General features: G+C 54.6%; 23 protein-coding genes. 10 read left to right on the top strand and 13 right to left on the bottom strand.

What is annotated here, in order from left to right; translation table 11 throughout:
* Positions 1-5 precede the first annotated feature (5 nt).
* The 4 genes from HMF8227_RS09430 (at position 6) to HMF8227_RS09445 (ending at position 1,865) form a co-directional block, all read left to right on the top strand.
* Positions 6-221 (top strand): type II toxin-antitoxin system antitoxin, encoded by a 216-nt coding sequence (locus HMF8227_RS09430; RefSeq protein WP_109339943.1) that lies wholly within the window; start codon positions 6-8, stop codon positions 219-221.
* 34 nt (positions 222-255) lie between these two features.
* A complete protein-coding gene (locus HMF8227_RS09435; RefSeq protein WP_109339944.1) occupies positions 256-792 on the top strand; it encodes a DUF924 family protein in 537 nt (178 codons plus the stop codon).
* A 111-nt stretch (positions 793-903) separates the two neighbouring features.
* Positions 904-1,392 (top strand): P-loop NTPase family protein, encoded by a 489-nt coding sequence (locus tag HMF8227_RS09440; protein ID WP_109339945.1) that lies wholly within the window; start codon positions 904-906, stop codon positions 1,390-1,392.
* Positions 1,389-1,865 (top strand): LabA-like NYN domain-containing protein, encoded by a 477-nt coding sequence (locus HMF8227_RS09445; protein ID WP_109339946.1) that lies wholly within the window; start codon positions 1,389-1,391, stop codon positions 1,863-1,865. Before HMF8227_RS09440 ends, HMF8227_RS09445 begins: the two co-directional genes overlap by 4 nt.
* Positions 1,866-1,953: 88 nt before the next feature.
* Here the strand turns inward: HMF8227_RS09445 and ffh are convergent, their stop codons facing one another.
* Positions 1,954-3,351 carry a signal recognition particle protein gene (gene ffh / locus HMF8227_RS09450; RefSeq protein WP_109339947.1) on the bottom strand — a complete coding sequence of 466 codons (1,398 nt, stop codon included), beginning with the start codon at positions 3,349-3,351 and terminating at the stop codon, positions 1,954-1,956.
* A gap of 147 nt (positions 3,352-3,498) precedes the next feature.
* Between ffh and HMF8227_RS09455 the strand changes: the two genes are divergently transcribed.
* Both HMF8227_RS09455 and HMF8227_RS09460 read left to right on the top strand, forming a co-directional pair.
* Positions 3,499-4,287, top strand: coding sequence for a cytochrome C assembly family protein (locus HMF8227_RS09455; protein WP_239421246.1), 789 nt, complete (start codon positions 3,499-3,501; stop codon positions 4,285-4,287).
* Between the two features lie 79 nt (positions 4,288-4,366).
* The gene (locus HMF8227_RS09460; RefSeq protein ID WP_109339948.1) at positions 4,367-5,671 is read left to right on the top strand and encodes an HlyC/CorC family transporter; all 1,305 of its coding nucleotides are present in this window, start codon (positions 4,367-4,369) and stop codon (positions 5,669-5,671) included.
* Between the two features lie 10 nt (positions 5,672-5,681).
* On the opposite strand, the gene HMF8227_RS09465 is transcribed toward HMF8227_RS09460, so the two are convergent.
* Both HMF8227_RS09465 and sixA read right to left on the bottom strand, forming a co-directional pair.
* Complete coding sequence (locus HMF8227_RS09465; protein WP_109339949.1) at positions 5,682-5,864, bottom strand: hypothetical protein; 183 nt, start codon at positions 5,862-5,864, stop codon at positions 5,682-5,684.
* A 68-nt stretch (positions 5,865-5,932) separates the two neighbouring features.
* The gene (gene sixA, locus HMF8227_RS09470; protein WP_109339950.1) at positions 5,933-6,397 is read right to left on the bottom strand and encodes a phosphohistidine phosphatase SixA; all 465 of its coding nucleotides are present in this window, start codon (positions 6,395-6,397) and stop codon (positions 5,933-5,935) included.
* Between the two features lie 113 nt (positions 6,398-6,510).
* On the opposite strand from sixA, the gene HMF8227_RS09475 reads away from it, so the two are divergent.
* A complete protein-coding gene (locus HMF8227_RS09475) occupies positions 6,511-9,276 on the top strand; it encodes an insulinase family protein (RefSeq protein WP_109339951.1) in 2,766 nt (921 codons plus the stop codon).
* 18 nt (positions 9,277-9,294) lie between these two features.
* On the opposite strand, the gene HMF8227_RS09480 is transcribed toward HMF8227_RS09475, so the two are convergent.
* Positions 9,295-9,525, bottom strand: coding sequence for a hypothetical protein (locus HMF8227_RS09480; protein ID WP_239421248.1), 231 nt, complete (start codon positions 9,523-9,525; stop codon positions 9,295-9,297).
* A 72-nt stretch (positions 9,526-9,597) separates the two neighbouring features.
* A complete protein-coding gene (locus tag HMF8227_RS09485; RefSeq protein ID WP_109339953.1) occupies positions 9,598-10,431 on the bottom strand; it encodes a BRCT domain-containing protein in 834 nt (277 codons plus the stop codon).
* Between the two features lie 814 nt (positions 10,432-11,245).
* Here HMF8227_RS09485 and HMF8227_RS09490 point away from each other — a divergent pair.
* Positions 11,246-11,656 (top strand): hypothetical protein, encoded by a 411-nt coding sequence (locus tag HMF8227_RS09490; protein ID WP_162558563.1) that lies wholly within the window; start codon positions 11,246-11,248, stop codon positions 11,654-11,656.
* A gap of 122 nt (positions 11,657-11,778) precedes the next feature.
* Here the strand turns inward: HMF8227_RS09490 and fadJ are convergent, their stop codons facing one another.
* The 8 genes from fadJ to HMF8227_RS09530 all read right to left on the bottom strand — a co-directional run bounded on the left by fadJ (position 11,779) and on the right by HMF8227_RS09530 (position 21,505).
* Positions 11,779-13,899 carry a fatty acid oxidation complex subunit alpha FadJ gene (gene fadJ, locus HMF8227_RS09495; protein WP_109339955.1) on the bottom strand — a complete coding sequence of 707 codons (2,121 nt, stop codon included), beginning with the start codon at positions 13,897-13,899 and terminating at the stop codon, positions 11,779-11,781.
* A gap of 10 nt (positions 13,900-13,909) precedes the next feature.
* Positions 13,910-15,235, bottom strand: a complete 1,326-nt coding sequence (fadI, locus tag HMF8227_RS09500) for an acetyl-CoA C-acyltransferase FadI (protein ID WP_109339956.1) — start codon at positions 15,233-15,235, stop codon at positions 13,910-13,912.
* A gap of 82 nt (positions 15,236-15,317) precedes the next feature.
* Complete coding sequence (locus HMF8227_RS09505; RefSeq protein WP_109339957.1) at positions 15,318-16,928, bottom strand: GMC family oxidoreductase; 1,611 nt, start codon at positions 16,926-16,928, stop codon at positions 15,318-15,320.
* A gap of 21 nt (positions 16,929-16,949) precedes the next feature.
* Complete coding sequence (locus HMF8227_RS09510) at positions 16,950-17,753, bottom strand: SDR family oxidoreductase (RefSeq protein WP_109339958.1); 804 nt, start codon at positions 17,751-17,753, stop codon at positions 16,950-16,952.
* 8 nt (positions 17,754-17,761) lie between these two features.
* The gene (locus HMF8227_RS09515) at positions 17,762-18,514 is read right to left on the bottom strand and encodes an SDR family oxidoreductase (RefSeq protein WP_109339959.1); all 753 of its coding nucleotides are present in this window, start codon (positions 18,512-18,514) and stop codon (positions 17,762-17,764) included.
* 11 nt (positions 18,515-18,525) lie between these two features.
* Positions 18,526-19,212 (bottom strand): histidine phosphatase family protein, encoded by a 687-nt coding sequence (locus HMF8227_RS09520; RefSeq protein WP_109339960.1) that lies wholly within the window; start codon positions 19,210-19,212, stop codon positions 18,526-18,528.
* Positions 19,212-20,279, bottom strand: a complete 1,068-nt coding sequence (locus tag HMF8227_RS09525; RefSeq protein WP_109339961.1) for a phosphotransferase family protein — start codon at positions 20,277-20,279, stop codon at positions 19,212-19,214. Before HMF8227_RS09525 ends, HMF8227_RS09520 begins: the two co-directional genes overlap by 1 nt.
* Positions 20,279-21,505 (bottom strand): acyl-CoA dehydrogenase family protein, encoded by a 1,227-nt coding sequence (locus tag HMF8227_RS09530; RefSeq protein WP_109339962.1) that lies wholly within the window; start codon positions 21,503-21,505, stop codon positions 20,279-20,281. Before HMF8227_RS09530 ends, HMF8227_RS09525 begins: the two co-directional genes overlap by 1 nt.
* Positions 21,506-21,607: 102 nt before the next feature.
* Here HMF8227_RS09530 and HMF8227_RS09535 point away from each other — a divergent pair, with 102 nt between their 5' ends.
* Together HMF8227_RS09535 and HMF8227_RS09540 are read left to right on the top strand one after the other, a co-directional pair.
* Positions 21,608-22,519, top strand: a complete 912-nt coding sequence (locus tag HMF8227_RS09535; RefSeq protein WP_109339963.1) for a LysR family transcriptional regulator — start codon at positions 21,608-21,610, stop codon at positions 22,517-22,519.
* A 90-nt stretch (positions 22,520-22,609) separates the two neighbouring features.
* The gene (locus tag HMF8227_RS09540) at positions 22,610-24,658 is read left to right on the top strand and encodes a S9 family peptidase (RefSeq protein WP_109339964.1); all 2,049 of its coding nucleotides are present in this window, start codon (positions 22,610-22,612) and stop codon (positions 24,656-24,658) included.
* The last annotated feature ends 42 nt before the right edge of the window (positions 24,659-24,700 follow it).

A 24,700-nucleotide genomic window follows, 5' to 3' on the forward strand; every position in this document is an offset into this window, starting at 1 on the left:
GCCCCTTGAGCAAGAAGAAAGCCTACCCCCTAAGAATCAACGCCGATGTACTGGCCGCCATGCAGCGGTGGGCCGACGATGAGCTGCGCAGCGTGAATGCCCAGATCGAGTATGTACTCAGGGAGGCGTTGGTGAAGCAGGGTCGCATTAAGCTGGTGCAAAAAGTGGTTACCGAGGTGGTGCCTGGGGATGATACCCAGCCCGACAGTCATGATCGCTAACGCAATCTAATACCAGTTTAATTAAGGGGGCAATGTGTACCAGCAGGTGATTGAGTTTTGGTTTAATGAAATCGAGCCTTCTCAATGGTTCAAAAAGGATGACTCCTTCGATGCCCTTCTCCGTCGTCGTTTCTCAAAGCTGCATAGTCAGGCAGCACAGTGCGAGTTGTGGCGATGGCGTAAGACGGCTTCCGGGAGTCTGGCGGAGATCATTGTGCTCGATCAGTTTTCCCGCAATATGTTCAGGGACACTAAGGCAGCATTTGATTACGACGCTCTGGCGCTGGCTCTCGCTCAGTCAGCCATTAACAAGGGACAGGATATCGAATTGAGCCCGACTCAACGCAGTTTTATGTATATGCCCTTTATGCACAGCGAATCGGCTGTCATTCATGAACAGGCCCTGGAGCTATTTACTCAACTAGGCATTAAAGACAATCTGGACTTTGAGATTAAACATAAGCAAATTATCGACCGCTTCGGCCGTTACCCCCACCGCAATGACACTCTGGGTCGCACATCCACCCCGGAAGAAAAGGCGTTTTTACTACAACCAGGCTCTGGCTTCTAAACCTGATTGCAGCACTTAACGAGAGCCTGCGCTGATACTGTTATAGAACGTCGACAGCTTAGACTGATACACTCGCCTTAAAAGTCGGCCTGACACTAATGGAATACGACATTGCACAACATTCTAATCTTCGGCAATTCAGGCTCGGGAAAATCCACCCTCGCAAGCCAATTGAGTGACCAACTCGGTCTCGCGCATCTGGACCTCGATACCATTGCCTGGCAACCAACGACGCCACCACAGCGAAAGCCCATCGCCGAATCGCGGGCAGAGATCGACGCCTTTATCCAAACTCATGACCAGTGGGTTATTGAGGGCTGCTACAGCGATTTATTAGCGCTGTGTTCGTCCCACGCCAGTGAGATGATCTTTCTCAATCTGCCTGTCGCTGACTGCATTGCCAATGCCAAACGCCGCGCTTGGGAGCCGCACAAGTATGAATCCCAGGAGGCGCAGGATGCCAACCTGCCGATGCTCATCGACTGGATCGCTCAATACACCGAGCGCCAGGACACCTTCTCCCAAACCGCCCACCAGCAACTTTATGATTGCTTTCAGGGTAAGAAGACCATGCTGACAAGCAATCAGGATCCGGTATGAGTGAGAAAGTATTAATTCTGGTGGATGTGCAGAATGTGTATTACACCACGCGCCACAGCTTTAAACGTAATTTTGACTACAACCAGTTCTGGCAGCAGGCCACCGCTGACCGCGAGGTAGTAAAGGCCTTTGCCTATGCGGTAGACCGGGGCGATCAAAAACAGCGGGAGTTTCAGAATATTCTTCGGGCCATCGGCTTTGAGGTTAAACTTAAACCCTTTATCCAGCGCCGTGATGGTAGCGCTAAGGGCGACTGGGATGTGGGCATTACTATCGATGCCTTGGAATACGCCGATCAGGTGGATACCGTGATTCTGGTGTCTGGCGATGGTGACTTTGCCATGCTGGTGGATAAGCTGCGGGTTGATAAGGGCAAGCGAGTGGAAGTTTACGGCGCTGAGCCACTGACCGCCAATGGGCTGATTACGGCGGCCAGCCAGTTTATTCCTATTGAAGGCAAGCTGCTGCTCTAAACCATTAGAGTGGTAAATAATAAAAAGGCCAGCTGATGGAACTGGCCTAAAGACTGTCAACCTATTTTAGGACGACACAAAAAGTGATTTAGCGCGGCGGGAACATACCACCCGGGCCACCTGGCCCGCCTGGACCACCGCCGGGGGGCATCATGCCTTTCATTTTCTTCATCATCTTGTTCATACCGCCGCCTTTCATCTTCTTCATCATTTTCTGCATCTGGGTAAACTGCTTCAGAAGACGATTCACATCCTGAATCTGAGTGCCGGAACCGGCGGCGATGCGGCGCTTACGGGAACCTTTGATCACTTCCGGGCGTTCACGCTCCCTCGGAGTCATGGAGTTGATGATGGCTTCCATTTGGGTAAAGGACTTGTCGTTAGCCTTATCCTTGATCTGCTCGGACATCCCACCCATACCTGGCATCTTATCGATAAGCGACATCATGCCGCCCATATTACGCATCTGCTCGAGCTGCTCTTTAAAGTCCTGAAGGTCGAAGCCTTTGCCCTTCTTGACCTTGGCGGCCAGCTTCTGGGCCTTGTCCTTATCGACCTTGCGCTCCACATCCTCAATCAGGCTCAGCACATCGCCCATGCCTAAGATGCGAGACGCCACCCGATCCGGATGGAACGGCTCCAACGCATCGGATTTTTCACCCATACCCATGAACTTAATCGGCTTGCCGGTGATCTGACGCACCGACAGCGCCGCGCCGCCACGGGCGTCACCGTCGGCCTTGGTCAGGATCACACCGGTCAGCTCCAGCGCCTCATTAAAGGCCTGGGCAGTGTTAGCGGCGTCCTGACCAGTCATGGCGTCCACCACAAACAGGGTTTCCACCGGACTCACCGCCTTATGCAGCGCCTTAATCTCGTCCATCATGGTCTCGTCCACATGCAGACGACCGGCGGTATCCACTAAAACCACATCATGGAAATGCTTCTTGGCGTGGGCAATCGCATTGTTGGCGATGTCTTCCGGCTTCTGGTCGGTGCTGGACGGGAAGAAGTCCACCTCGACTTCCCCGGCCAGGGTTTCGAGCTGGTCGATGGCCGCCGGGCGATAGACGTCGGCACTGACCACCAGCACCTTTTTCTTCTCTCGCTCTTTTAAGAATCGGGCCAACTTACCCACACTGGTGGTTTTACCGGCACCCTGCAGGCCCGCCATCATCACCACCGCTGGCGGTTGAACGGCCAAATCCAGCTTCTCATTGGCTTCGCCCATGGTGGCTTCCAGCTCACCTTGCACGATCTTGATAAACACCTGCCCGGGGTTCAGGCTCTTACTAACCTCGGTACCGATGGCCTTTTCTTTGACGCGCTTGATAAAGTCACGCACCACCGGCAACGCAACGTCCGCTTCTAGCAGCGCCATACGCACTTCGCGCAGGGTGTCTTTGATATTGTCTTCGGTCAGACGCCCCTTGCCACTGATGTTTTTCAGGGTGGCGCCCAAACGCTCGGTTAAATTCTCAAACATAATTCGCTTATTACTGCCGATGAACTGGCGCGATTATAACTGATCCCGCTAACTAGCAGAACCCGCACTGGTGATAGTCGATGCTTGTCGCTATACTGGCGACCTGTTTTTAATAACAATTTCAGTGCTTGAGGAGGAGGTTTTCCAGTGTTCTGGCTTGGGCTAGTGGCTGCATTACTTTATCTGGCGGCTGCCGGCATGATCGGTAGACAAATGCTTCACCATCAACAGTCCAAACAAGGCGTCAGCCTGACCTTGGGAATTGTGGCCGTGTTACTGCACCTGCTGATCCTCCGCGAGCAGATCTTTGCCGTGTCAGGGCAAAACATGAGTCTGATGAATGTCACCGCTCTGGTAGCGTGGATGATCTCCGTGGCCATGACCATTGCCTCCTTCTCTGTCGCCAACCTGTTGCTGCTCCCGGTAGTTTACGGCTTCACAGCCATCGTAGTGCTGGTTAACAGCGTGGTCCCCGGCCATTATATGATGCACATTGAAATGGCGCCGGGCTTGCTGGTGCATATTTTGTTGGGGCTGTTTGCCTATGGTGCGTTGGTGATCTCCATGCTCTACGCCCTGCAACTGGCTTACATCAATCATCAACTTAAGCATAAGAACCTGTCTATGGCGACTTCGTCGTTGCCGCCGCTGATGGCGGTCGAGAGTATTTTGTTTAAGCTATTATCCTTAGGCACTGTATTACTCACACTTTCACTGATTTCCGGCTTTGTCTTCCTGGAAGACATGTTTGCTCAGGGTCAGTCCCATAAAACGGTGCTGTCCATCGTTGCCTGGCTAATTTTCTGCATTACTCTGGCCGGTCACTACCAATTCGGCTGGCGCGGTAAGCCGGTCTCCATTGCTACCATCGCGGGTGCATTGCTGCTGACCTTAGCCTATTTTGGCAGCCGCTTTGTCAGAGAGTTTTTGCTTTGACAGCTTCGATGATTTTGGCAGACTGACCCACTGTGTTTTCTGCATAACCGCTTCTGATTGACGAGATAAGGACAACTACTTGGACGAGATATCCACCTCCACCTTACTGATTCTGTTGGGTGTTCTAATTTTAATGTCGGCCTACTTTTCCAGCTCGGAAACCGGCATGATGTCCATCAACCGCTACCGCCTCAAGCACATGGTTAATCGGGGCCACAGCGGTGCCCGCCGGGTCCATCGTCTGCTTAAGCGGCCGGATCGGCTCATTGGTCTAATCCTTATCGGCAACAATCTGGTGAACATTGCTGCCTCGGCCATCGCCACGGTCATCGGTATACGCCTGTTCGGCGATATCGGTATCGCTATCGCCACCTTTGCGCTCACCCTGATCATCCTGATATTCGCCGAGGTAACGCCAAAAACTTTGGCGGCCCTGTACCCGGAGAAGATTTCTTTTCCCAGCTCCTTTATCCTGCTGCCTCTGCTGACTGTGCTCTACCCGTTGGTGTTTTTGGTCAACGGCATCACCAATGGCATGTTGGCATTGTTTCGCATCAACCCCAAAGACGGTGATGGTCACAGCCTGAGTCAGGAGGAGTTGCGTACTGTGGTGCATGAAGCCGGGGCCATGATCCCTAAAAAGCACCAGGATATGTTGGTGGGCATTTTGGATCTGGAAAAGGTCACCGCCGAGGACATCATGATCCCACGCAACGAGATCGTCGCCATCGACGTCAACGACGATTGGAAGGACATCCAAAAGCAGCTGATTCACTCTCAACACACCCGGGTCCTGTTGTATCGGGATACCATTGATGATGCAGTAGGCTTTATTCACGTGCGTGACGCACTGAAGCTACTGGCCAAAGACGACTTCTGTAAAGCCTCACTGATCCGTGGTGTGCGGGATATTTACTTCACCCCTGAGTCAACGCCCTTACACACGCTGTTATTCAACTTTCAGTCCGCCAAGGAGCGCATTGGCCTGGTAGTGGATGAATACGGTGATATTCAGGGCTTAGTTACTCTGGAAGATATTCTGGAAGAGATTGTCGGCGACTTTACCACCTCCATCCTGCCGCTGCATAACAAGGATGTCAGCGTCGAAAACGATAATGGTGTATTGGTGGATGGCAGCAGCAACATTCGGGATCTGAACCGGGACATGAACTGGAACTTTCCCACCGAAGGCCCTAAGACCTTAAATGGCTTGATTCTGGAGCACTTCGAGGCCATTCCCTCATCGGCCCTGTGTTGCCGTATTGCGGGCTATCCAATGGAGATAATGGAGCTCAATGAGAATATGGTGAAGACGGTCAAGGTCTGGCCACATTTGTATCGACAAGATACCAGTTTGAATAATACAGAGGGCGAGTCGCACTAGACTATAGCGACTAGCTCTCGCCCCGTTCGGCCCGACGCTTGTGAATCAGTGCCCGGGCGCGCTCCACGCTTTCATTCAGTTTATTTAAACGCTGCATGATCCCGTCAAGCTCCTCATCGTGCATGATGTCGGACTGCTCAACATGATACTCCAGCGCCTGCTGCAAAGCAGCCGGTAAGCTTTTCGTTGCCATTGGTAATCTCCCCTTCCTGCCCTTGTATCGGACACGGCCCCAAAAGCTGAAGGGAATTTTTGGAATTTTTACGGCAAATACTGACTAACCATTGAGGCCGTTTCCGTTTGAGCATCATAGCGCAAATGCACCACGCCCGCGGTGGCGAACAAAAGCGACAGCGGCCGCTCACACAGTTCATCCACTAACAAGCTGACAAACGGCATGTGACTGACCAACAGCAATGACTTGAGCTGAGTTTCGGTGGTCACTAAGGCGTGCAAATAATCGTGGAAATAGGCCGGACTCCCCGCTGGGGTTATGTCGGCACAGGTTTGGCTCTCGACCACCGGACAAATCGCCGACACCGCCTCAAAGCTCTGCTGAGCCCGGGTAAAAGGGCTGACCAGCGCCAGATCCACATTGCCGGGATGTTGTTTTAACCACTGTCCGGCAAGAGCGGCTTCATCGAATCCCCGGGTGGTCAGGCGACGGGAGGCATCTTCCCCAAAACGTTGCTCTGCTTCCCCGTGGCGCATAATATAAATATCCATCAGGATGGCCTATTGGTTGCACCAATCACGGTGAACTTAACTACACTTGGCTTGCTTTTCCTAAACTTATCCTATTTGATATTCGTTAAACAAGACCAAGGAGTGTAAGCCGCTTGATCATTAGCCAATATGACCGTTGTCAGTACCAATCTGCGCATCTGAACAACGGATTGCGCGTGTTGCTGGTGCGCGATCCCCAGGCCAGAAAATCGGCGGTCGCGATCAATATTGGCATGGGCCAGTTTCAGGACCCTGAAAACTGTCAGGGACTGGGGCACCTGTTAGAGCATATGATCTTTCTGGGCAGTGACGGCTCCCCCACGCCCAACCACTTGGCCGACTTTGTTGGCACCCACGGCGGACACGCCAACGCCTGGACCGGCACTGAATCCTCCAGCTTTCATTTTGATGTAGCCGCCGACGCACTGGACCCGGCCATGGCTCAGTTTGCCACCATGCTCAGCGTCCCACTGCTGGATAAATCATTATTGGAAAAAGAGATCCAATCCATTGAGGCCGAGTACCAGCTTCGCCGGGAAGACGATCTGCGCTGTTTGTATCAGGTGCATAAGGAAACCTGTAATCCAGCTCACCCGTTTCATAAGTTCTCGGTGGGCAACCGGGAAACCCTGACTCAACTCAGCCTGGACGAGCTGCGACAGCTCATGAGCGAACACCACGGGCGCTACTTTATCCCGGCCAACATGACCCTCTGTGTACTGTGTGACCGGCCATTTCCCGAGGCCGCCGCTTTGGTTGAACGTCACTTTGGCACCATGAATAACCAAAGCGCGCCCCAAAGCCCGGACTATCCTCCGCTGTATTTACCAGAGCAGTTAGGCGTGCGGCTGAATATCAAGCCCCATAGGGAAGCCCGGCGTATGCTACTGACTTTTGCCCTGCCCAATACCGACCACTGGTTCGAAGAAAAACCATTGGCGATTCCCGCTCACCTGCTGGGCGATGAAGGCAAGGGCAGTCTGCTGAGCTATTTGAAACACCAGGGCTGGGTAACGAATTTAAGCGCCGGTGGCGGCATTGAGGGCACCAACTTCCGCGACTTTAATATCAACCTGCAGCTCACCGATCAGGGCGCTGAGCACTGGCAAGCGGTGCTGGATGCGATCTTCGGTTATCTCAAGCTGATCAAACAAGATGGCATTACCGAATGGCGCTTTGCTGAGCGTCAGCAATACCAGCAGATGGCGTTTAACTTTCACGATAACCCCAAGGGCATTGATTACGCCACTCAGCTTGCCATGCAGATGCAGCACTATCCTGAGCAACACTGGCTGGATGGCGACTATGTGATGAATCACTATCATTCGGATCGTATCCACGAACTGCTGGACAGACTGACCCCAGAGAATATGCGCCTGAAGATGATTATGCCAGAGGTGAGTACCAATCAGACCACCCGCTGGTATAACACCCGCTACCAGATAGAACCATTGGCTAACGAATTGCTTGACCGCCTGTCACAAGCCGAACCGAACGAGGCCATGGCGCTGCCAGAGCCCAACCCCTATCTGCAGGTACGCACCCATACCCTGGAGCCCGATCCGGCCCTGAGCCAGCCCAGTCTGTTTCAGTCCCAGTCAGGCTATCGGTTCTGGTTCGGACAGGACGATCAGTTCCGCCAGCCCAAAGGCGAGATGTATCTGTCTTTCGACAGCCTTGCCACTACCGGCGGTATTGAGACCCAATGCTATAAGCGCATCTGGACACTGATGCTGCAGGAGCAGCTAACTGAGGCCTTCTATCAGGCTCAGATCGGCGGCTGTCACTTCCATGCCTATGCCCAGCAAGGCGGGTTTTCTCTGCACACCAGCGGCATGGCCGACCGCCAGATGACGCTGGCCTTACAACTGCTGGAGGCGACCGGACATACCACCTTTGATCCGGTTCGTTTTGAACAGGCTCGTCAGCGTCAGGGCCGTGCCATGCATAACAGCTTGTTAAATAAGCCCATCAACCGGCTGTTTACCCGCTTATCGGCTTTGCTGCAACCCAACGCATACTCACCCATGGATATGCTGGAGGTGTTTGAAACGGCCAATTATTCGGACTTCCTGGAACAACGTCAGCAATTGCTGGACAGCCTGCACCTGGAAGTGCTGGCCTATGGCGACTGGTCGTCAGATCAGGCACATATCTTCTGCCAGCAACTCTATGCCCAGTGGCATTCCCATTTGACGCTGAATAGCCCCCTATCCAGAGAAATCACCGATTTAAGAGCGCCCCATCAATATCTAATGGCCGTGCCTTGCCAGCAGACCGACACCGCGCTGCTGCACTATATTCAGGCGCCCGGCAACCACATCCTGGACGTGGCGTTAAGCATTACCCTGGAACAGATTCTGTCGGTGCCCTTTTTCAATCAGCTACGCACCGAAAAACAACTCGGTTATCTGGTGGGCACCAGCTATATGCCCTTCAACCAACATCCCGGATTCGGCTTTTATGTGCAGTCGCCTTCGGCGGATCTGGTCACACTGGCGAGCGAGGTGGAAGGCTTTTTACAGCAAGCGCCAGAGTTCATTAAGGCGCTACAGGATGAAGAATTAAAAGGGATCTGCGATGGCATCTGTCGTCAGCTAAGAGCCAAGGACGCCAGCCTGTCCATGCGGGTACAGCGCTACTGGCTGGCCATCGGTAACGGCGATCTGGCGTTTAACTTTGCACAGCGGCTATGTCAGGCCATCGAAGGACTGACCCGAGACGCCCTGGCGGATTACGCTGCATCCATGCTCAGTGACTGTGGCTTTGGCAGTACCATCTTATACAGTCAGAATCCGGGTTACCCGGAGCCGGAATTGCCCGGGCAGAAAATTGACAATATGGAGTTGTTTAAACAGCGGACCCAGCGGATCCCCTAAACAGGCAGGACGCCCAGTTTACGGGCGCCAGAACGCGGAGTGATACCCCTGCACCTTACGCAAGGCCACATGGCGCTGCATGGTAAACATGGGCAGCAACATAGGCCCGAATACAGCACCGGCGGCCGCCCAGCGCTTAGCTCTGAGTCCGTTTTTTACTGCTTCAACATAGTAGTAAACTGATGAGGCCAACAGAACAACAACGGCTAACAACATGCAATACTTCTCCGGTGCAAATAGAGTGCGCATTATATAACCAGGGCTTGAACAAGTCCGTTAACAGGCTGTTATTATTTGTTAAAAACAATATATATCAAAGGGTTAACCTTCGATTAAACGGAACGCTTCCTTATAAAAGCGGGCCATGGCAAACGGGTATTGCTGATACCTGAGGGGCTCAGGTACAAAAGGGCTGCTCACGGTGAAATCCCCTGCCTTGCCTTCTGGACCGTACGTCAGTGCAATGCTGGCCGGTTGCTTTAATTCGCCATTGCCCTGACGGGCGTAGACCCCGAAAGAGAGCCTATCGTCCTGCTGCGCCAGCGCCCAGTCTTCGGGTAACCGCGCAGTCATATCCTCAGCCAGCGACACAATCCACTGCACTATGGCCTCGGCAGAATCATCAAACTCCCCTTCAAACACCGATAAGGCCTGACACAGCTCGGTTTCCTCGACGATCGCCAGTGGATATCCCTGCTCGCGCAGCTGCTTCACCTTGTCTTTTTCCGCGGTGCGCGGCTTATCGGCCAGAATCACATAATCGGTGTAGGGGGTGACGGTGTCAGTCAACTGCGCCGCCTGATCGTCTAAGTGTTCTTCCAGCGCGTCGCGGCTGGTTTTGGTCAGGGTGCCAATGACCGCAAACCGGCTAAAAGGGAAATACAGAACCGGCGACTCCCCCTGAATCTGACGGTTATCCGTTTCCAGCGTCTGCAGCGGAATCAGCAAGCCCATCAGCTCGCCGAGGGCCTCACTATCGGGCTCGCTAGTGCGCTCCAGTAACGCCGCCAGCGCGGCAAGCTCATCTACTCCGGCCAGCTCAGGGCGCGCGCCGAAATAGCGCTTTAAATAGTTAAACTCGGCGGCGGTGGGTTCGCCCGAAGCCAGAATGCCCTTGGCCAGGCCACGGAGTTGCTGGAATTGCGTGTTGCTCACGGTACAACCTTTATCAGAATGCGGTTAATGGCGCGTATGATCGCATAAGCGCCGTGCTGAATACAGCGGGATGGCGTTGTCCGGGAATCATTATCCGTTATTCTAAATAGCCGTCATCCCGCACACCGATGCGGGATCCAGCTGTTTTCTTTTAACTCAGGTCACAATCCTGTTCAGGACGAGGAGTAAATCCAACCAATATTCACCACTTTCAGCACCTAAAGCGTTGATTGGTTAAGATGTGACTGTCGGTTTTACTCCCCTGGCCCGTTAAAACACCCTGTGGCGGGCAGGCGCCGGAAAAAGTGGGTTAATCATCATGGATGAGGATTAAGCGAAGACGAACAGGGAGTGAGTGTGAGCGACCGACTTTTTACAAGCATGACCGTCACGCTTAGGGTGTACACGGGCCTCTAGGTCCTTTTCGTTCCTTTTGTGAGCTGACAAAAGGAACTGGCTCGCCACGGAAGGCGAGTCATATCCAGCAGGGAAAGCCGAAGTCTCATAACTGCACGCCTATACAGGTATAATAGAACTAGCTCGAAATCGAACCTCAACAACAAGAAAGGCGCTCGTTTTCTCCATAGTCACTCTTGTATCAGTCTGATATTAATGACATTTTTTACGTGGGTGTGTTTTTAGCGAGCACTCGGTTACACTGTGCTCACTTTCTACATGTCTTCTGGCACATGGCAACCTACCAAAAGGCCGTTAAAGGATTGTTTTAAAAGGAGTTAACCGATGCCCTATCCTCAAATCAGCTACAACCATCCCGTATTTAGTGCGCGTGCACGCTAATAACTGTTAAATGCCTATGAGTAATCGTGACGAGATCTTCAAGTACCATGAACTGGCAAAGGATGCCGGGAATCGGCTTCGCTCATACATTTTGTCGGTTTCATCTGGTGCTACAGGCGTGTTCTTTCTTGCCTTGACGGCTGGCGGTGAGCGAGCTCTGTCTGCGCCTGAACAGTGGTTGCTTGTTCTCGCATTGTTGGCTTTCGTTACTACTGTCGGCCTATGCCTGTATGAGTTGCGCATAGATGCTAAGCGATTCTTCGCGTTAGCAAAGGAGCTAGAGAAGCCCGAAGAGGATCAGCGTTGGGAAGAGAATGAAAGGTACAAGTCGAAACGGTACTGGCTCATACATGCCTCTTACGTCACTCTCGGGGTCGCCATTTGCGCCACTAGCATTTACTTGGTTCTGGCGATTGTCGGCATTTAACAAGCGCAGGCACAGGGACAAATTTGCCGCTGCGCTCCAAATTTGCCCGTGCTGCGGGCGTTAAAAACACAAAAAAGGGGCCAAACGGCCCCTTTTGCATGCTTGCTAACCGCGCTTAGCGATTAATAAAACGTCTTACCCTTTTCCGCCATTTCTTTTAAGATTGGCGCGGGGCTAAACTTATCGCCATACAAGCCGGCGTAGTGCTCTAGTCGAGCCACGACCTGTTTGATGCCTAAGCTGTCCATGTAATGGAATGGGCCGCCTAGGAACGGCGGGAAGCCAATGCCAAAGATGGCGCCGATGTCGCCGTCTCGGGGGCTTCGAATCACATCTTCTGCCAGACACAGCGCGGCTTCGTTCAGCATCAGCAGTACGCAGCGCTCGGATATCTGATCGTGGCTGAGTTTTTGCGACGGTGACACGCCAAGCAGCGAATACACCGACTCGTCCACCTCTTTGCCCGGCTTCTTGCCGTTGTAGTCGTAAAAGCCTTTCTTGTTTTTCTTGCCCTTACGGTCGTCATTCAAAAGCTTTTCAAAGGCATCGGGCGCCTGGAAGCGATCGCCCAGCTCAGCCTGCAGGATGGGCGAGATCTTGGCACCGATGTCGATGCCCACCTCGTCCAGCAGCTTGATGGGGCCTACCGGGAAGCCGAAGTTCAGCAGCGCGTCGTCGATCTGTTTGACCGGCTCGCCGCCCAGCAGAATATTGGCCGCCTCGTTCATATAGGGCGCCAGGATACGGTTGACGTAGAAACCGGCACCGTCTTTGACCACAATCGGCGTCTTGCCCTGCTTGCGGGCCATGTCCACGGTGGTAGAGATGGTTTTGTCGCTGGTGCCCTTATGGGGAATAACCTCGGCCAGCGGCATCTTCTCCACCGGAGAGAAGTAATGCAGACCCACCACATTTTCCGGACGCTCAGCCTTGGCGGCAATCTGGTTAATGGGGATCGACGAAGTGTTTGTGGCAAAAATGGTGTCCTTGTGGCAATGCTTCTCCACATCGGCGACCATGTTTTGCTTCAGATCCAGGTCTTCAAACACCGCCTCAATCACCATATCGGCATCGTGAAAGCCGGAATAATCGGTGGTGCCGGTAATCAGCGACATCTGCTTTTGCATCTCGGTCTTGCGCATAAAGCGGCGTTTGACCTTCTTCATCAGCAGGTCGTAGGCGTAATTCTTGGCGTTGGCGATGCCTTCGCTGCGAATGTCTTTGATGCGCACCGGCAGGCCCGCCTTAGTGGCGGTGACAAAGGCGATACCGCCGCCCATCAGGCCGCCGCCTAACACACCCGCCTTTTTGAGTTCACCGGCATCCACGCCTTCAACGCCTTTTTCCTTTTTCATTTCGGTGGTGGCGAAGAAGATATTACGCAGCTGTTTGGACTCAGGTGTCATCACCAACTGGCCGAAGTGATGGGCCTCGGTCTGATAGCCCTTTTTGCCGGATACGCCCGCTTCGATGCAGTCGATAATGCGATCCGGCGCCGGGTAATTGCCCCGGGTTTTCTTATTGGTTTGCTTGCGGGCCTGACTGAACATAATGTTGCGGCCCACTGGCGTGCGCTCCAGCAACTTGCCCGTCAGATTCAGTTTAGGACCACTGCGGTTGGGCTTGCGTTGATTCGCCAGTTTTACCGCCACATCCATCAGGATGGATTTGGGTACCACATCATCCACCAGGCCGTATTTCTTGGCCTGTTTGGGGCGAACCTGCTTGCCGGTCAGCATCAGGGTCATGGCCTTCTGAATGCCGATAAGCTTTGGTAAACGCTGCGTACCGCCGGAGCCGGGCAGCAGGCCGAGCTGGACTTCCGGCAGGCCCATGGCGGTTTTGTCTGAATCGGTACAGACCCGGTAATGGCAGGCCAGCGCCAGTTCCAGACCACCGCCCAGCGCCGGGCCATTGATGGCGGCAACGGTGGTGATCTTCATATTCTCCATGCGCTGGAAAATCGCCTGGCCGCCGGCGGCCAGTGCTTCGGCTTCGTCGGCCGACTGGCATTTATCCAGCATGGACACATCGGCCCCGGCCACAAAGGAATTATCCTTGCCAGAGATCAGCACCAGGCCTTTGATGGAAGAATCGGATTCCACCTCATCCAGGATCTGAGCGATGTCGTCGGCAAACTCGCCTTTAAGGGTATTCATGCTCTCGCCGGGCACATCCATAGTGAGCACAGCGATGCCGTCATCACGGCGCGTCAGGGTAAAAGCAGACTTAGCGTCGGTCATGGTGTGCTCCTTATTCGGTTTCTAAGATCATGGCAGCGCCCAGGCCACCCGCGGCGCAGGCGGTACAAAGGCCGGTGCCACCACCACGGCGGTTTAGCTCGTTGAGCATCTGGGTGATCATTCGGGTGCCGGTGGCGGCAAAGGGATGGCCGTAAGCAATGGAGCTTCCCATCACATTAAATTTATCCATATCGATCTCGCCGGTGGCTTTATCCCGGCCCAGTTTTTCCTTGGCGAACTTGTCGCTGGCAAACATCTTCACGTTCGCCAGCGTCTGGGCAGCGAAGGCCTCGTGCATTTCGATAAGGGTCAGGTCACTCAAGCTCATGCCGGCCCGCTCCAGCGCAATAGGCGTGGCGTAGGACGGGCCCATCAGCATGTCTTCCCACACATCGATGGCGGAAAACGCATAACTGCGAATGTAGCCCAGCGGCTTGTAGCCCAGTTCTTTGGCGCGGCTTTCGGTCATCATCAGTACCGCCGAGGCACCATCGGTCAGCGGCGTGGCGTTGGCCGCCGTCACACTGCCGTGCTTTTTATCAAACACCGGACGCAGCTTGGCGTAGCTTTCCAGCCTGGAATCGAAACGCACGTTGTTGTCCTGCTCCAGCGCACCTTTGTAAGGTTCGGCGTAAGCGGTCATCACCTCGTCTTTGAGCTTGCCCTCTTCCCAGCTCTTGGCCGCATTGGTGTGAGAGCGGTGAGCCAGCTCGTCCTGATCCTCACGTTTGATGCCGTGAGTCTTAGCCATCTGTTCGGCCGTTTGGCCCATGGACAGGCCGGTGGAATATTCGGCCACCGCCGGAGGCACCGGCAGTAGGTCCTTCAGGCCGAGCTTTTTCAGCACATTCCACTTCTGACCCAAAGTCTTGGTCTTTTGCAGGTCCACCAACGAGCGGGCCAATTTCTTGGAGACACCAATGGGGGATACAGAGGCCGAGTCGGCACCGCCAGCCACGCCCACGGAAATATTACCAGCCATCATGGCTTCGGCGATATTGACCGTAGACTGGAAACTGGTGGCGCAGGCGCGGGAGACGCTGTAGGCATCGGTGTGCACATTCATGCCGGTACCCAGCACAATTTCCCTCGCAATATTGGGCGCTTCGGGCATCTGCACCACCTGGCCGTACACTAGCTGGTCCACCAGCTTGGGGTCCAGCTCGTTACGCACCAGCATTTCGTTGACCACCATCTTACCCAGATCCACCGCCGGTACGCCGTGGAAGTAAGTGGCAAATTTGGCAAAGGGCGTTCTGAGGCCCGCGACAATGGCGATACGCTCGCCATTTCGGGTCGTCACCGACTGACCCGCGTTGGTTGATGTCTTAGACATGGACTGTCCTTTTAGTGGTCTGACCTGTTTAACGGGATTGTAACTTTTGTAGCCGCAAATGCAATGATTCGGGGGATTTAGCTCATTCGGCAGTCATTGCTGCCGCGATTTTTTCGGCCATCATCAGGGTTGTCGCGTTGGTATTACCGCCGATAAGACTGGGCATCACCGACGCATCCACCACTTTCAGGCCATCAACCCCAATCACATCCAGTGACGTATCAGTCACACTGTCTGCGGATCTGTCACTGCCCATGCGACAGCTTCCCACTGGATGATAGATGGTTTCTGCCGATTCGCGAATATACTCTCGCCACTGGGCATCGGTCTGACAATCCGGACCCGGGCCTACCTCGTCAGCTCCAAGGCCAGTTAATGCAGGCTGTGACAGAATCTCCCGGGCCAGCTTAACGCCATCCAGGGTCACAGCCCAGTCCTCTTCAGCCGTCAGGTATTGCGGGTCGATGTGGGGCGCATGAATGGGGTTGGTCGTATTTAACCGGATGCGGCCACGACTGCGTGGATACAGGTTACACACATGCAAGCTGGTGCCATAACCGGCCTTAAGCTGTCGTCCATGGTCATGCAACTGCGCGGGCAGAAAATGGAACTGCAGGTCCGGCATGCCCGGTTTAGCCAGAGCGCTACTGGCAAAGCCCGCTCCCTCGGCAATGTTGCTCGACAACATCCCCTTTCCTGAACTTAAGTATTGCCAGGCAGAGGCGAGCCAGTCCGGTACTGAAGCCAGCCCGATACCATAACCGGCCTTGTGAGGCAGGCGCTGGCGCAGAATCACATCCAGGTGGTCCTGCAGGTTCTCGCCCACACCGGGCCGATCCGCCACAACGGGGATTCCCAGCTCCTTTAAGTGAGCGGCCGGCCCAATGCCAGACAGCATCAGCAATTGGGGCGAGTTAATGGCACCGCCGCACAGAATGACGTTTCGGCGGGCACGGAATTCCGTTAACTGGCGCTGATGCACCGCATGTACACCCACCGCGGTCTGGTTTTCAAAACAAACCCGGTGCACGGGCGTGTGAGTCAGAATGTGTAAGTTAGCGCGTGACTGAACCGGCGACAGATAGGCTTTAGCGGCCGAGCAGCGCCGGCCATGTCGTTGGGTGACCTGATAGGTCCCCACCCCGTGTCGCTCTCGTCCGTTAAACCGCTGCCGATAAGGCAGTCCTGCCTGTTGACCGGCCCGAACAAACGCCTCGGTAACCGGCTCCACATAACGCAGCGGGCTGATGCTTAAGGGACCGTCCCGCCCCAAGTCATCATCGCCGGGCTCGGTCACGCCTTCCAACCGCTTAAAAACCGGCTCGACCGAGTGCCAGTCCCAGCCTTCGGCGCCGTTTTCTGCCCAATGATCGAAGTCCTGCTGCGCCCCCCGGATATAGCACATGGCATTAATCGACGAGGAGCCTCCCAGTGTTTTACCTCTGGGCCAGAATAAGCGCCGGTTATTTAATTCAGATTGTGGCGCGGTCTCATAGTGCCAGTTCACCGACGGAACTTTGGCCAGCCCCGCCAGACCGAAAGGGATATGGATAAACGGGTGTCGTCCCGGCCCTCCGGCTTCCAGAAGCGCTACCTGACAATCCGGGTTTTCAGACAGCCGTGATGCCAATACCGAACCGGCCGAGCCAGCCCCGACAATAATATAATCGTATTCAAAGGATGACTGGCTCAACAGAACTTTCCTTAACTCAGGTTACCGGTGACGATAGAGACGTTTTTCCATCATACGAAGATAGCGCCCCTGCGGCAAAAAACGTTTTAGATACCAGGCAACCCGCCCTTCCCGGTGCGGCAGAATCATAAATTGCCCTTTTGCGGCTCGCTCAATAATCACCTGCGCCACGTCGTCGGCGGTCATGCTGGCTTTGGCAAACAGCCTTGCCACCCGGGTCTTCAGTTCCGGCTGCTGAGTGCGCATGTTTTTATCCAGGTTGGTTTTAAAAAACGACGGGCAGACCACAGACACGTCCAGTCCGGCCGGAATCCATTCTAAGCGCAAGGTCTCGGAAAAGGCGACCACCGCTGCCTTTGTCGCATTGTAACTGCCCATCTGAGGAATAGGAGTGACACCGGCCTGAGAGGCGATGTTAATCACCTGACCTGAACCTTGCTGGCGAAAAAGTGGCCCAAAGGCATGGCACCCCCGCACAATGCCCAGCAGATTGATATCCAGAATCCACTGCCACTGCTCGATAGATTCGGCTTCCAGTGCCCCGGCAGTGGCGACCCCGGCATTATTGATCAGAATATCAACGCCGCCCCAGGCCTCGGTGACCGCGGCGACAACGCTCTCCCAGTCCGCTTCGGAGGTCACATCCGCTTTAAGGGCGAGAACGTTACCGCCTTGCTGTTCCAGTTGCCGGGCGACGCTTTTGACATCCGCTTCATTTCTGTCGGTAATACACACTCTGGCCCCGGCCTGACTCCACTGCTGCGCCAGTGCCTGGCCCAGTCCCGAGCCACCGCCAGTAATAACCACCCGTTTTGACTGACTCATGGTGCCTCCTAGCTGAACTTCCTGACCACACTGAGCGGCATGATTTTCATCAGTGGCGCCATAAAGGCCCAGGGCCAGGTGGGCACAAAGCAATTGGCCTTTTCCTTATCGATGGCCTTTACCAACGCACGACAGCCCGTTTCCCGGTCGACGATAAAGGGCACCTTTTCGACCTTTTCGTTGATTTCACTGCGGATAAAACCCGGATGAATGGTAGACACCACAATGGGCTTATTGAGTACATCCACACGGATGCCCTCCATCATATTGCTCAGGCCCGCCTTGGTCGCCGCATACACATTCAGAGCCCGGCGGAAACCGCGCACCGCACTAAATGAAGACATGGCTACCAGATGGCCGTGATTCTGTTCGCGGAAGATTTCCATGGCCGCTTCAGCCTGCGCCAGGGCCGCCACAAAGTTGGTCATGGCGGTTTGCTTATTGGCCTCGAAATAGCCGGTACCGATAGAAGCCCCTTTGCCCATACCGGCATTAATGATGATGCGATCCAACGTCCCGAATTCGGTCTTGAACGCTTTAAACACCTCAAACACCTGATCGTGATCATTCACATCCAACGCCTTCAGACTCACCGTGACATCGGGGTTGATCGCCGCGACTTCCTGCTTGAGTTCTTCCAGCCGCTCGGTGCGCCGCGCACACAAAGCCAGGTTTTTCCCCTGTTTGGCGTATTCCAGCGCCATGCCCCAGCCTAAACCTGAGCTGGCGCCAGTGATCAGGATGTTGTTTCTTGTTGTCATAATTCGTCCTGTTACTTGTAGGTGATCAGGTTTTCTTCGCCGTCAAAGGCAGAGTAATCGTTCAACGTGGACAGCCTGAGACCATTTCGGCCTTTCAACAAGCGCGACACGCCCGCATTGGCCAAAATCCAGTTTAGCTGCAAAAAGCCCTTCGGCTGCATCCCCAAAAGCGACTGCGCCAACACCGAAATCGGTCCACCGGATGTCACCACCAGAAGCCGTTTACCGGCGTGCTCACAGGCACGTTCGAGTGCATTCGCCACTCGGGTCTGAAACTGGGGCCAGGACTCCAGATAGTTGTCATCATCGTGTCCCTCCACCCAGCGATTGACCGCCTGCACAAAGGTCTCTTTAAATGCCTGCTGTGGATTCTCAAGCCCTTTCAGTTTGCGGCGCATGGTCTGAGCATTGGCAAAGTCCGGGTCCAACGCGGCGAGAATATTATGATGGTCGTACTCGTTCCAACGGGCATCTTCCTGCACCTCCGGTAACGGTGCCCCCATACCTTGCTGAATATTGTCCAGCGTCTGGCGATGGCGCAGCATGGCACCACAAATGACCCCGTCAAAGTGAATCCCCTGAGCGGCCAAAAACGCCCCAAGACGGCGGGCCTGAGTCTGCCCGATACCGGACAAGGCATCATAATCGTCTTTATCGAAACTGGCCTGGCCGTGGCGCACCAGATAGATCTTCAACATCAGCGGCCCCGCTTAATCCGGCGGTGGCAACGCCAGATTAAATAGTTCACAAACAGCCAGAAGTGCTTAAAGGCCGGGTTGCGGGTCTGCTTATGGTGATAGCGGTAATAAATTTGCTGGGCGATGGCAGCTAACCGAAACAGGCCGTACACCTCATAGAAAGTAAAATCCTCCACCTCAGCATTGGTCTTATCCAGGTAGTAATCCACCACCTGTCGGCGGGTTAACATGCCGGGCAGATGGGTCGGCTGACGGCGGGTGGACTGGGCCAGAAAATCATCGTCAGCCTCCACCCAATAGGCCAGCGTATTACCGAGATCCATCAGGGGGTCGCCAAGGGTGGCCAACTCCCAGTCCAGGATGGCATCCACCTGAGTGGGCTCATCCGGATTTAGTACCACATTATCAAAACGAAAGTCGTTATGGGTCAGACAGATGTGTTCCTTATCCGGCACATTATCCACCAGCCAGTCGCGCACATATTGGGCCCCTGAGACATTCCAGGTCTTGGCATTCATATAACGCTTGTTCCAGCCATGGATCTGACGCTGGGTATAGCCCTCGCCCTTGGCGATGTGAGACAAATCGGCGGCCTGATAATCCACCTGATGCAGTTCGATCATGGCATCCAGCACATTGGTGCAGAGTGTTCGTATCTGGCGCTTATCCAGATTAAGGTCTCGTGGCAGATTTCGGCGCGGAATCACCCCCACACAGCGCTGCATCACATAAAACTCGCTGCCGATGACCGACTCATCCTCGCAATGCCCCAGCATCTCGGGCACATAGTCGTATACTGGCTTTAACGCCTTTTGCAGACGGTATTCGCGGCCCATATCGTGGGCGCCCTTGGCCTTAGTCCCCGCCGGGGCACGGCGCAAGATCACATCTTTTTCGGGGTAGCTCAGACAATAGGTCCAGTTCGATGCCCCCCCGCTGTATTGCTTAACCTCAGGCTGGCCGCTGAGCCCGTCAATATTGGCGTCTAACCAGGGCACCAGGGATTCAAGATTCAGCTCTTCACCCTGCCTGACCTTAGAGGGGGTATCGATTACTTTCTGTGTCATTAGCGCCGCTCCTTATATTTGCCCAGCTCCAGGCGCGCAACCATGCCCTGATGCACCTCATCGGGCCCGTCGGCCAGTCGCAAAGCCCGGGCGCCTGCCATCATGCTGGCCAGCGGTGTATCGCTGCTCATGCCGGCGCCGCCGTGCAGCTGAATGGCAAAGTCAGTGGCCTGCTCCATGACTCTGGGGCCTATCACCTTAATCGCGGAAATTTCGGTCATGGCGTGTTTCACACCTAAGTTATCGATCTTCCATGCCGCGTTGAAGGTCAGAAGCCGCGCCTGATCGATGGCCATACGCACCTCGGCCACCCGCTCGCGGTTGCCACCTAACTCAATCAGGGGCTTGCCGAAGGCCACTCGGTGACTGGCGCGTTTTATGCCCAGTTCCAGGGCACGTTCGGCGGCGCCCAGCGCACGCATGCAGTGATGGATCCGCCCCGGCCCCAAGCGCCCCTGAGCGATGGCAAAGCCCTTGCCCAGCCCCATGACTAAATTCCCCTTGGGCACCCTGACGTTATTAAAATGCACCTCCCCATGGCCCAAAGGCGCGTCATACTCATGGTACGCGCTTAGCATTCGCTGTATCTCCACACCGGGCCGGTCCAGTTCCACCAACACCATTGAGTGGCGCTGATGTTTGTCCGCCTCGGGATTCGATAAGCCCATAAAGATTGCCACCCTGGCGTTGGGATGGCCTAGCCCGGTGGACCACCATTTCTTGCCGTTTAAAACCAGCTCGTTGCCTTCGTCTTCGATGGTGGCCTGCATATTGGTCGCATCAGAGGACGCCACATCCGGCTCGGTCATACAAAACACGCTGCGGATCTCACCGGCCAGCAGGGGTTTGAGCCATTTTTCCTGCTGCGTATTGCTGCCGAAGTGATACAGCACCTCCATGTTGCCGGTATCCGGCGCGTTGCAGTTAAAGATTTCACTGGCGATCAGAGAGCGGCCCATTTCTTCGGCCAAGGGAGCGTACTCCAGTGTTGTCAGTCCCTGACCGAGTTCGGCATCCGGCAAAAACAGATTCCATAAACCCTCTGCCTGAGCCTGCTGTTTTAACTTTTCAATCGCCGGATGAGACCGCCACCGAGTCCAGTCACCGTGGTTTTGCTGATGGTTATGGGTCAGTATGTCGGCTTCCACCGGCAGTACTTTCTCAGCCATAAAGGTTTTAATGCGCTCAAGATACGCCTGGCTGCGCTCAGACAGTTGAAAGTCCATCATTCGATTCCCGTATTGACCCTTTTGTTCAGCCTACGCCCCTTCAACCGATGAACAAAGTGAAATATATTTAACTGAAACTATGAATAACATTCAAAGTAGATGAAGAAATCACTGACCGATTTTCAGCAGCTGGATCTCAATTTACTGAAGATTTTTGAAGCCCTCTATATTGAGCGCAATATGACGCGCGCCGCTCATCGGTTGCATCTGACACCCTCGGCAGTCAGCCACGCCGTCAAGCGTCTGCGCGAGCACTTAGATGACCCGTTATTTGTGCGCCAGAGCCAACGCATGCAGCCAACGATGCTTTGTGAATCGCTGGCTCCGGCACTGCTGGAGAACTTAGCCCAGCTAAAACATATCCTGCAGTTGCGGGAGGCGTTTGACCCTGACACCGCTCAGCATCAGTTTCGTATCGGTATTCATGAAGCACTGGAAAAGCAGCTGCTCCCCCCTCTTATCACGCAATTAAGCCACAGGGCACCGGGTATGGGCCTCACCAGTGTGGGATTTCGGCGTCGGCGCATGGATAAGGAGCTGTCTACCGGTACCATCGATCTGGCAATCGACGTTGCCTTGCCGGTAACCGCGCCCATTTTGCACCAGCCATTGATGAACGATAACTTCTGTGTGGCGCTGCGACGAGACCATCCACTACTGGCGGGCCAGTCTCTGACATCTGAGGCTTATCGTCAGGCGAGCCATATCAGTGTGTCTCACCGCAGTCAGGGCCCGGCGGTGGAGGACATTAGCTTTCAGCAACAGGGGCTGGAGCGGCGTATTGCCTGTCAGTGCCAAAGCTATGTCACGGCGCTGGCTATCGCCGCCAGTACCGACTTTCTGGTCACTTTGCCCCAGTCCATCGCCCGGCTTTTGGACGATGGGCGGCTCAGGCAACTGCCTTTGCCAATATCGACGCCCCCTCTGGAGATTCATCTGTACTGGCATAAAAACAGCGACAGTAATCCAGCCCTGTCCTGGCTGCGTAAGCAGATTCGAACACTGGTCTGATGGCTTAACGCCAACAGCCGTTGAACCTTATCCTGATCTGCGGCTAACATTCACCAGAATAAAAAAACCTAACGACAACAGGGAACCCTAATGAAAACAAAACTGATACTAAGCGCCCTTGCCGGGCTGAGCCTGTCGGCACCGGCATTAGCGGACGATCATAAGTTCACCCTGGAGGACGTACATCGTCTGAACGTGGTGGGACAAAGTGAGATCAGCCCGTCAGGCAGCCATATTGCCTATGCCAAAGTGGTGCCGCGGGAGCTGTTTGAAGACAAAGACGGCAGCGATTATGTGCACCTGTACCTGGTGGATCGCGCTGGCAACGAGCGCCCCTACATCACCGATAATGAGGGCGTCAGCCAGTTGCAGTGGTCGGCGGACAGTCAGTTTATCTATTTTCTGAGTAAGCGTGGCGACGACGAACACAACAGCCTGTATCGCATTGCGGTGAATGGCGGTCAGGAACAAAAGGTGCTAAGCCTCAAGGATCGCGATATCAGCCGTTACGAAATAGGTCCTGACAACCAGCTGGCACTGCTGGCGGACCCAGCCAGGGATAAATCCGAAAAAGAATTGCAAGAGCTGGGCTTTAAGGCCGAGGTGTACGAAGAAGGCCTGCAAAATCGCCAGCTTATGCTGACCAACCTCAAAATCACCGACAAGCCATTAGAGCCTGAGGCGGTTGAGATCAACGCTCATGTCACCGACATCGAGTGGTCCCACTCTGGTGAGTCGCTGTTGGTTAAAACGCAACCTACCCCACTGATCGACGATACCTACACCGAGTCCCGCTGGCACCTGTTGGATGTGGAAGATCAGGATATCGAATACACCCTGAAAACCGAGGGCAAACTGGGCGATGCGGAGTTTTCCGCCGACGATGAGTACATTGCCATCTTAGGCGCACAGGACAAACACGACCCTGCCACCGGCCGTGTCTATCTGGCCGAAGCCGACGACGGTGACATCACCAACTGGCTGCCTAACTTTATGGGCCATGTGAGCGATATCGAGTGGTCTGCCAAGGGCAACAACCTGAACTTTATCGCCGACGTGGACACCGAGTCGATGATTGGCAGCCTGAAACCAGGCAGCAGCGACATCAGCGTTCAACTCAACCAAGGTCAGGTGATTGCCAGTCACTTAAGTGTTGCTGATGACAATACCCTGGCACTGCGTGGGCATACTCCGAAGCATCCCACCGAAGCCTTTGTTCTGGAAGGGGATGCCGCCAAGCGGTTAACCAACTCCAACCCCTGGCTGGCGGATAAAACCCTCGCCAAACAGGAAACCCTGACTGTTAAAGCCCGCGACGGTCTGGAGATCTCTGGCGTGTTGGTGTATCCCGCCGACTATGACGAAGACGAGCGCTACCCGCTGATTATGGCCGTGCATGGTGGCCCAGAGAGCCGTGATGCTAACGGCTGGGTGACCAGCTACTCAGACCCGGGCCAGTTCGCTGCTAGCCGTGGCTATGCGGTGTTCTACCCCAACTATCGCGGCTCAACCGGCAAAGGCGTGGAGTTCTCCAAACTCGGTCAGAACGACTACGCCGGCGCCGAATTCAACGACCTGGTGGATTTCAAAAACGCTCTGGTTGAAATGGGTCTGGTGGACAATGACCGTGTGGGCATCACCGGCGGTTCCTATGGCGGCTACGCCTCGGCCTGGGGCGCCACTAAGCTGACCGAGCATTTTGCCGCCAGTGTCATGTTTGTGGGCATCGCCAATCAGCTATCTAAGTTTGGTACCACTGATATTTCCGATGAGATGCACTTGGTTCACGCCCGCTCCTACCCCTGGGAAAAATGGGAGTGGTATCTGAAGCGCAGCCCCATTTACTGGGCTGGCCAGTCTGAGACGCCTCTGCTTATCATGCATGGCAAGGAAGACCCTCGTGTGCATCCTGCTCAGTCCATGGAGCTGTATCGCTACATGAAGGTACAGGGCAAAGACGTGCGTTTGGTGTACTACCCGGGTGAAGGCCACGGGAACCGTAAAGTGGCGGCCCAGTACGATTACAGCAAGCGCCTGATGCGCTGGATGGACAACTACCTGATGGAAGGCAACGACACTATGCCGGACCATGAGCTGGACCATAAAGCCAAGCTGGAAAATAAGAACGAAACTGAGTAGTTCGATACACAACCATAAGGAGGTCTCAATGACCTCCTTTTT

Source organism: Saliniradius amylolyticus (genome assembly GCF_003143555.1).
Taxonomy (GTDB): domain Bacteria; phylum Pseudomonadota; class Gammaproteobacteria; order Enterobacterales; family Alteromonadaceae; genus Saliniradius; species Saliniradius amylolyticus.

Excerpts from the sequence above, each read along its gene's own strand:
- HMF8227_RS09445 (WP_109339946.1), top strand. The coding sequence starts at position 1,389 with ATGAGTGAGAAAGTATTAATTCTGGTGGATGTGCAGAATGTGTATTAC.
- ffh (WP_109339947.1), bottom strand. The coding sequence starts at position 3,351 with ATGTTTGAGAATTTAACCGAGCGTTTGGGCGCCACCCTGAAAAACATC.
- HMF8227_RS09465 (WP_109339949.1), bottom strand. The coding sequence starts at position 5,864 with ATGGCAACGAAAAGCTTACCGGCTGCTTTGCAGCAGGCGCTGGAGTAT.
- sixA (WP_109339950.1), bottom strand. The coding sequence starts at position 6,397 with ATGGATATTTATATTATGCGCCACGGGGAAGCAGAGCAACGTTTTGGG.
- HMF8227_RS09480 (WP_239421248.1), bottom strand. The coding sequence starts at position 9,525 with ATGCGCACTCTATTTGCACCGGAGAAGTATTGCATGTTGTTAGCCGTT.
- HMF8227_RS09490 (WP_162558563.1), top strand. The coding sequence starts at position 11,246 with ATGAGTAATCGTGACGAGATCTTCAAGTACCATGAACTGGCAAAGGAT.
- fadJ (WP_109339955.1), bottom strand. The coding sequence starts at position 13,899 with ATGACCGACGCTAAGTCTGCTTTTACCCTGACGCGCCGTGATGACGGC.
- fadI (WP_109339956.1), bottom strand. The coding sequence starts at position 15,235 with ATGTCTAAGACATCAACCAACGCGGGTCAGTCGGTGACGACCCGAAAT.
- HMF8227_RS09510 (WP_109339958.1), bottom strand. The coding sequence starts at position 17,753 with ATGAGTCAGTCAAAACGGGTGGTTATTACTGGCGGTGGCTCGGGACTG.
- HMF8227_RS09515 (WP_109339959.1), bottom strand. The coding sequence starts at position 18,514 with ATGACAACAAGAAACAACATCCTGATCACTGGCGCCAGCTCAGGTTTA.
- HMF8227_RS09520 (WP_109339960.1), bottom strand. The coding sequence starts at position 19,212 with ATGTTGAAGATCTATCTGGTGCGCCACGGCCAGGCCAGTTTCGATAAA.
- HMF8227_RS09525 (WP_109339961.1), bottom strand. The coding sequence starts at position 20,279 with ATGACACAGAAAGTAATCGATACCCCCTCTAAGGTCAGGCAGGGTGAA.
- HMF8227_RS09530 (WP_109339962.1), bottom strand. The coding sequence starts at position 21,505 with ATGGACTTTCAACTGTCTGAGCGCAGCCAGGCGTATCTTGAGCGCATT.
- HMF8227_RS09535 (WP_109339963.1), top strand. The coding sequence starts at position 21,608 with ATGAAGAAATCACTGACCGATTTTCAGCAGCTGGATCTCAATTTACTG.
- HMF8227_RS09540 (WP_109339964.1), top strand. The coding sequence starts at position 22,610 with ATGAAAACAAAACTGATACTAAGCGCCCTTGCCGGGCTGAGCCTGTCG.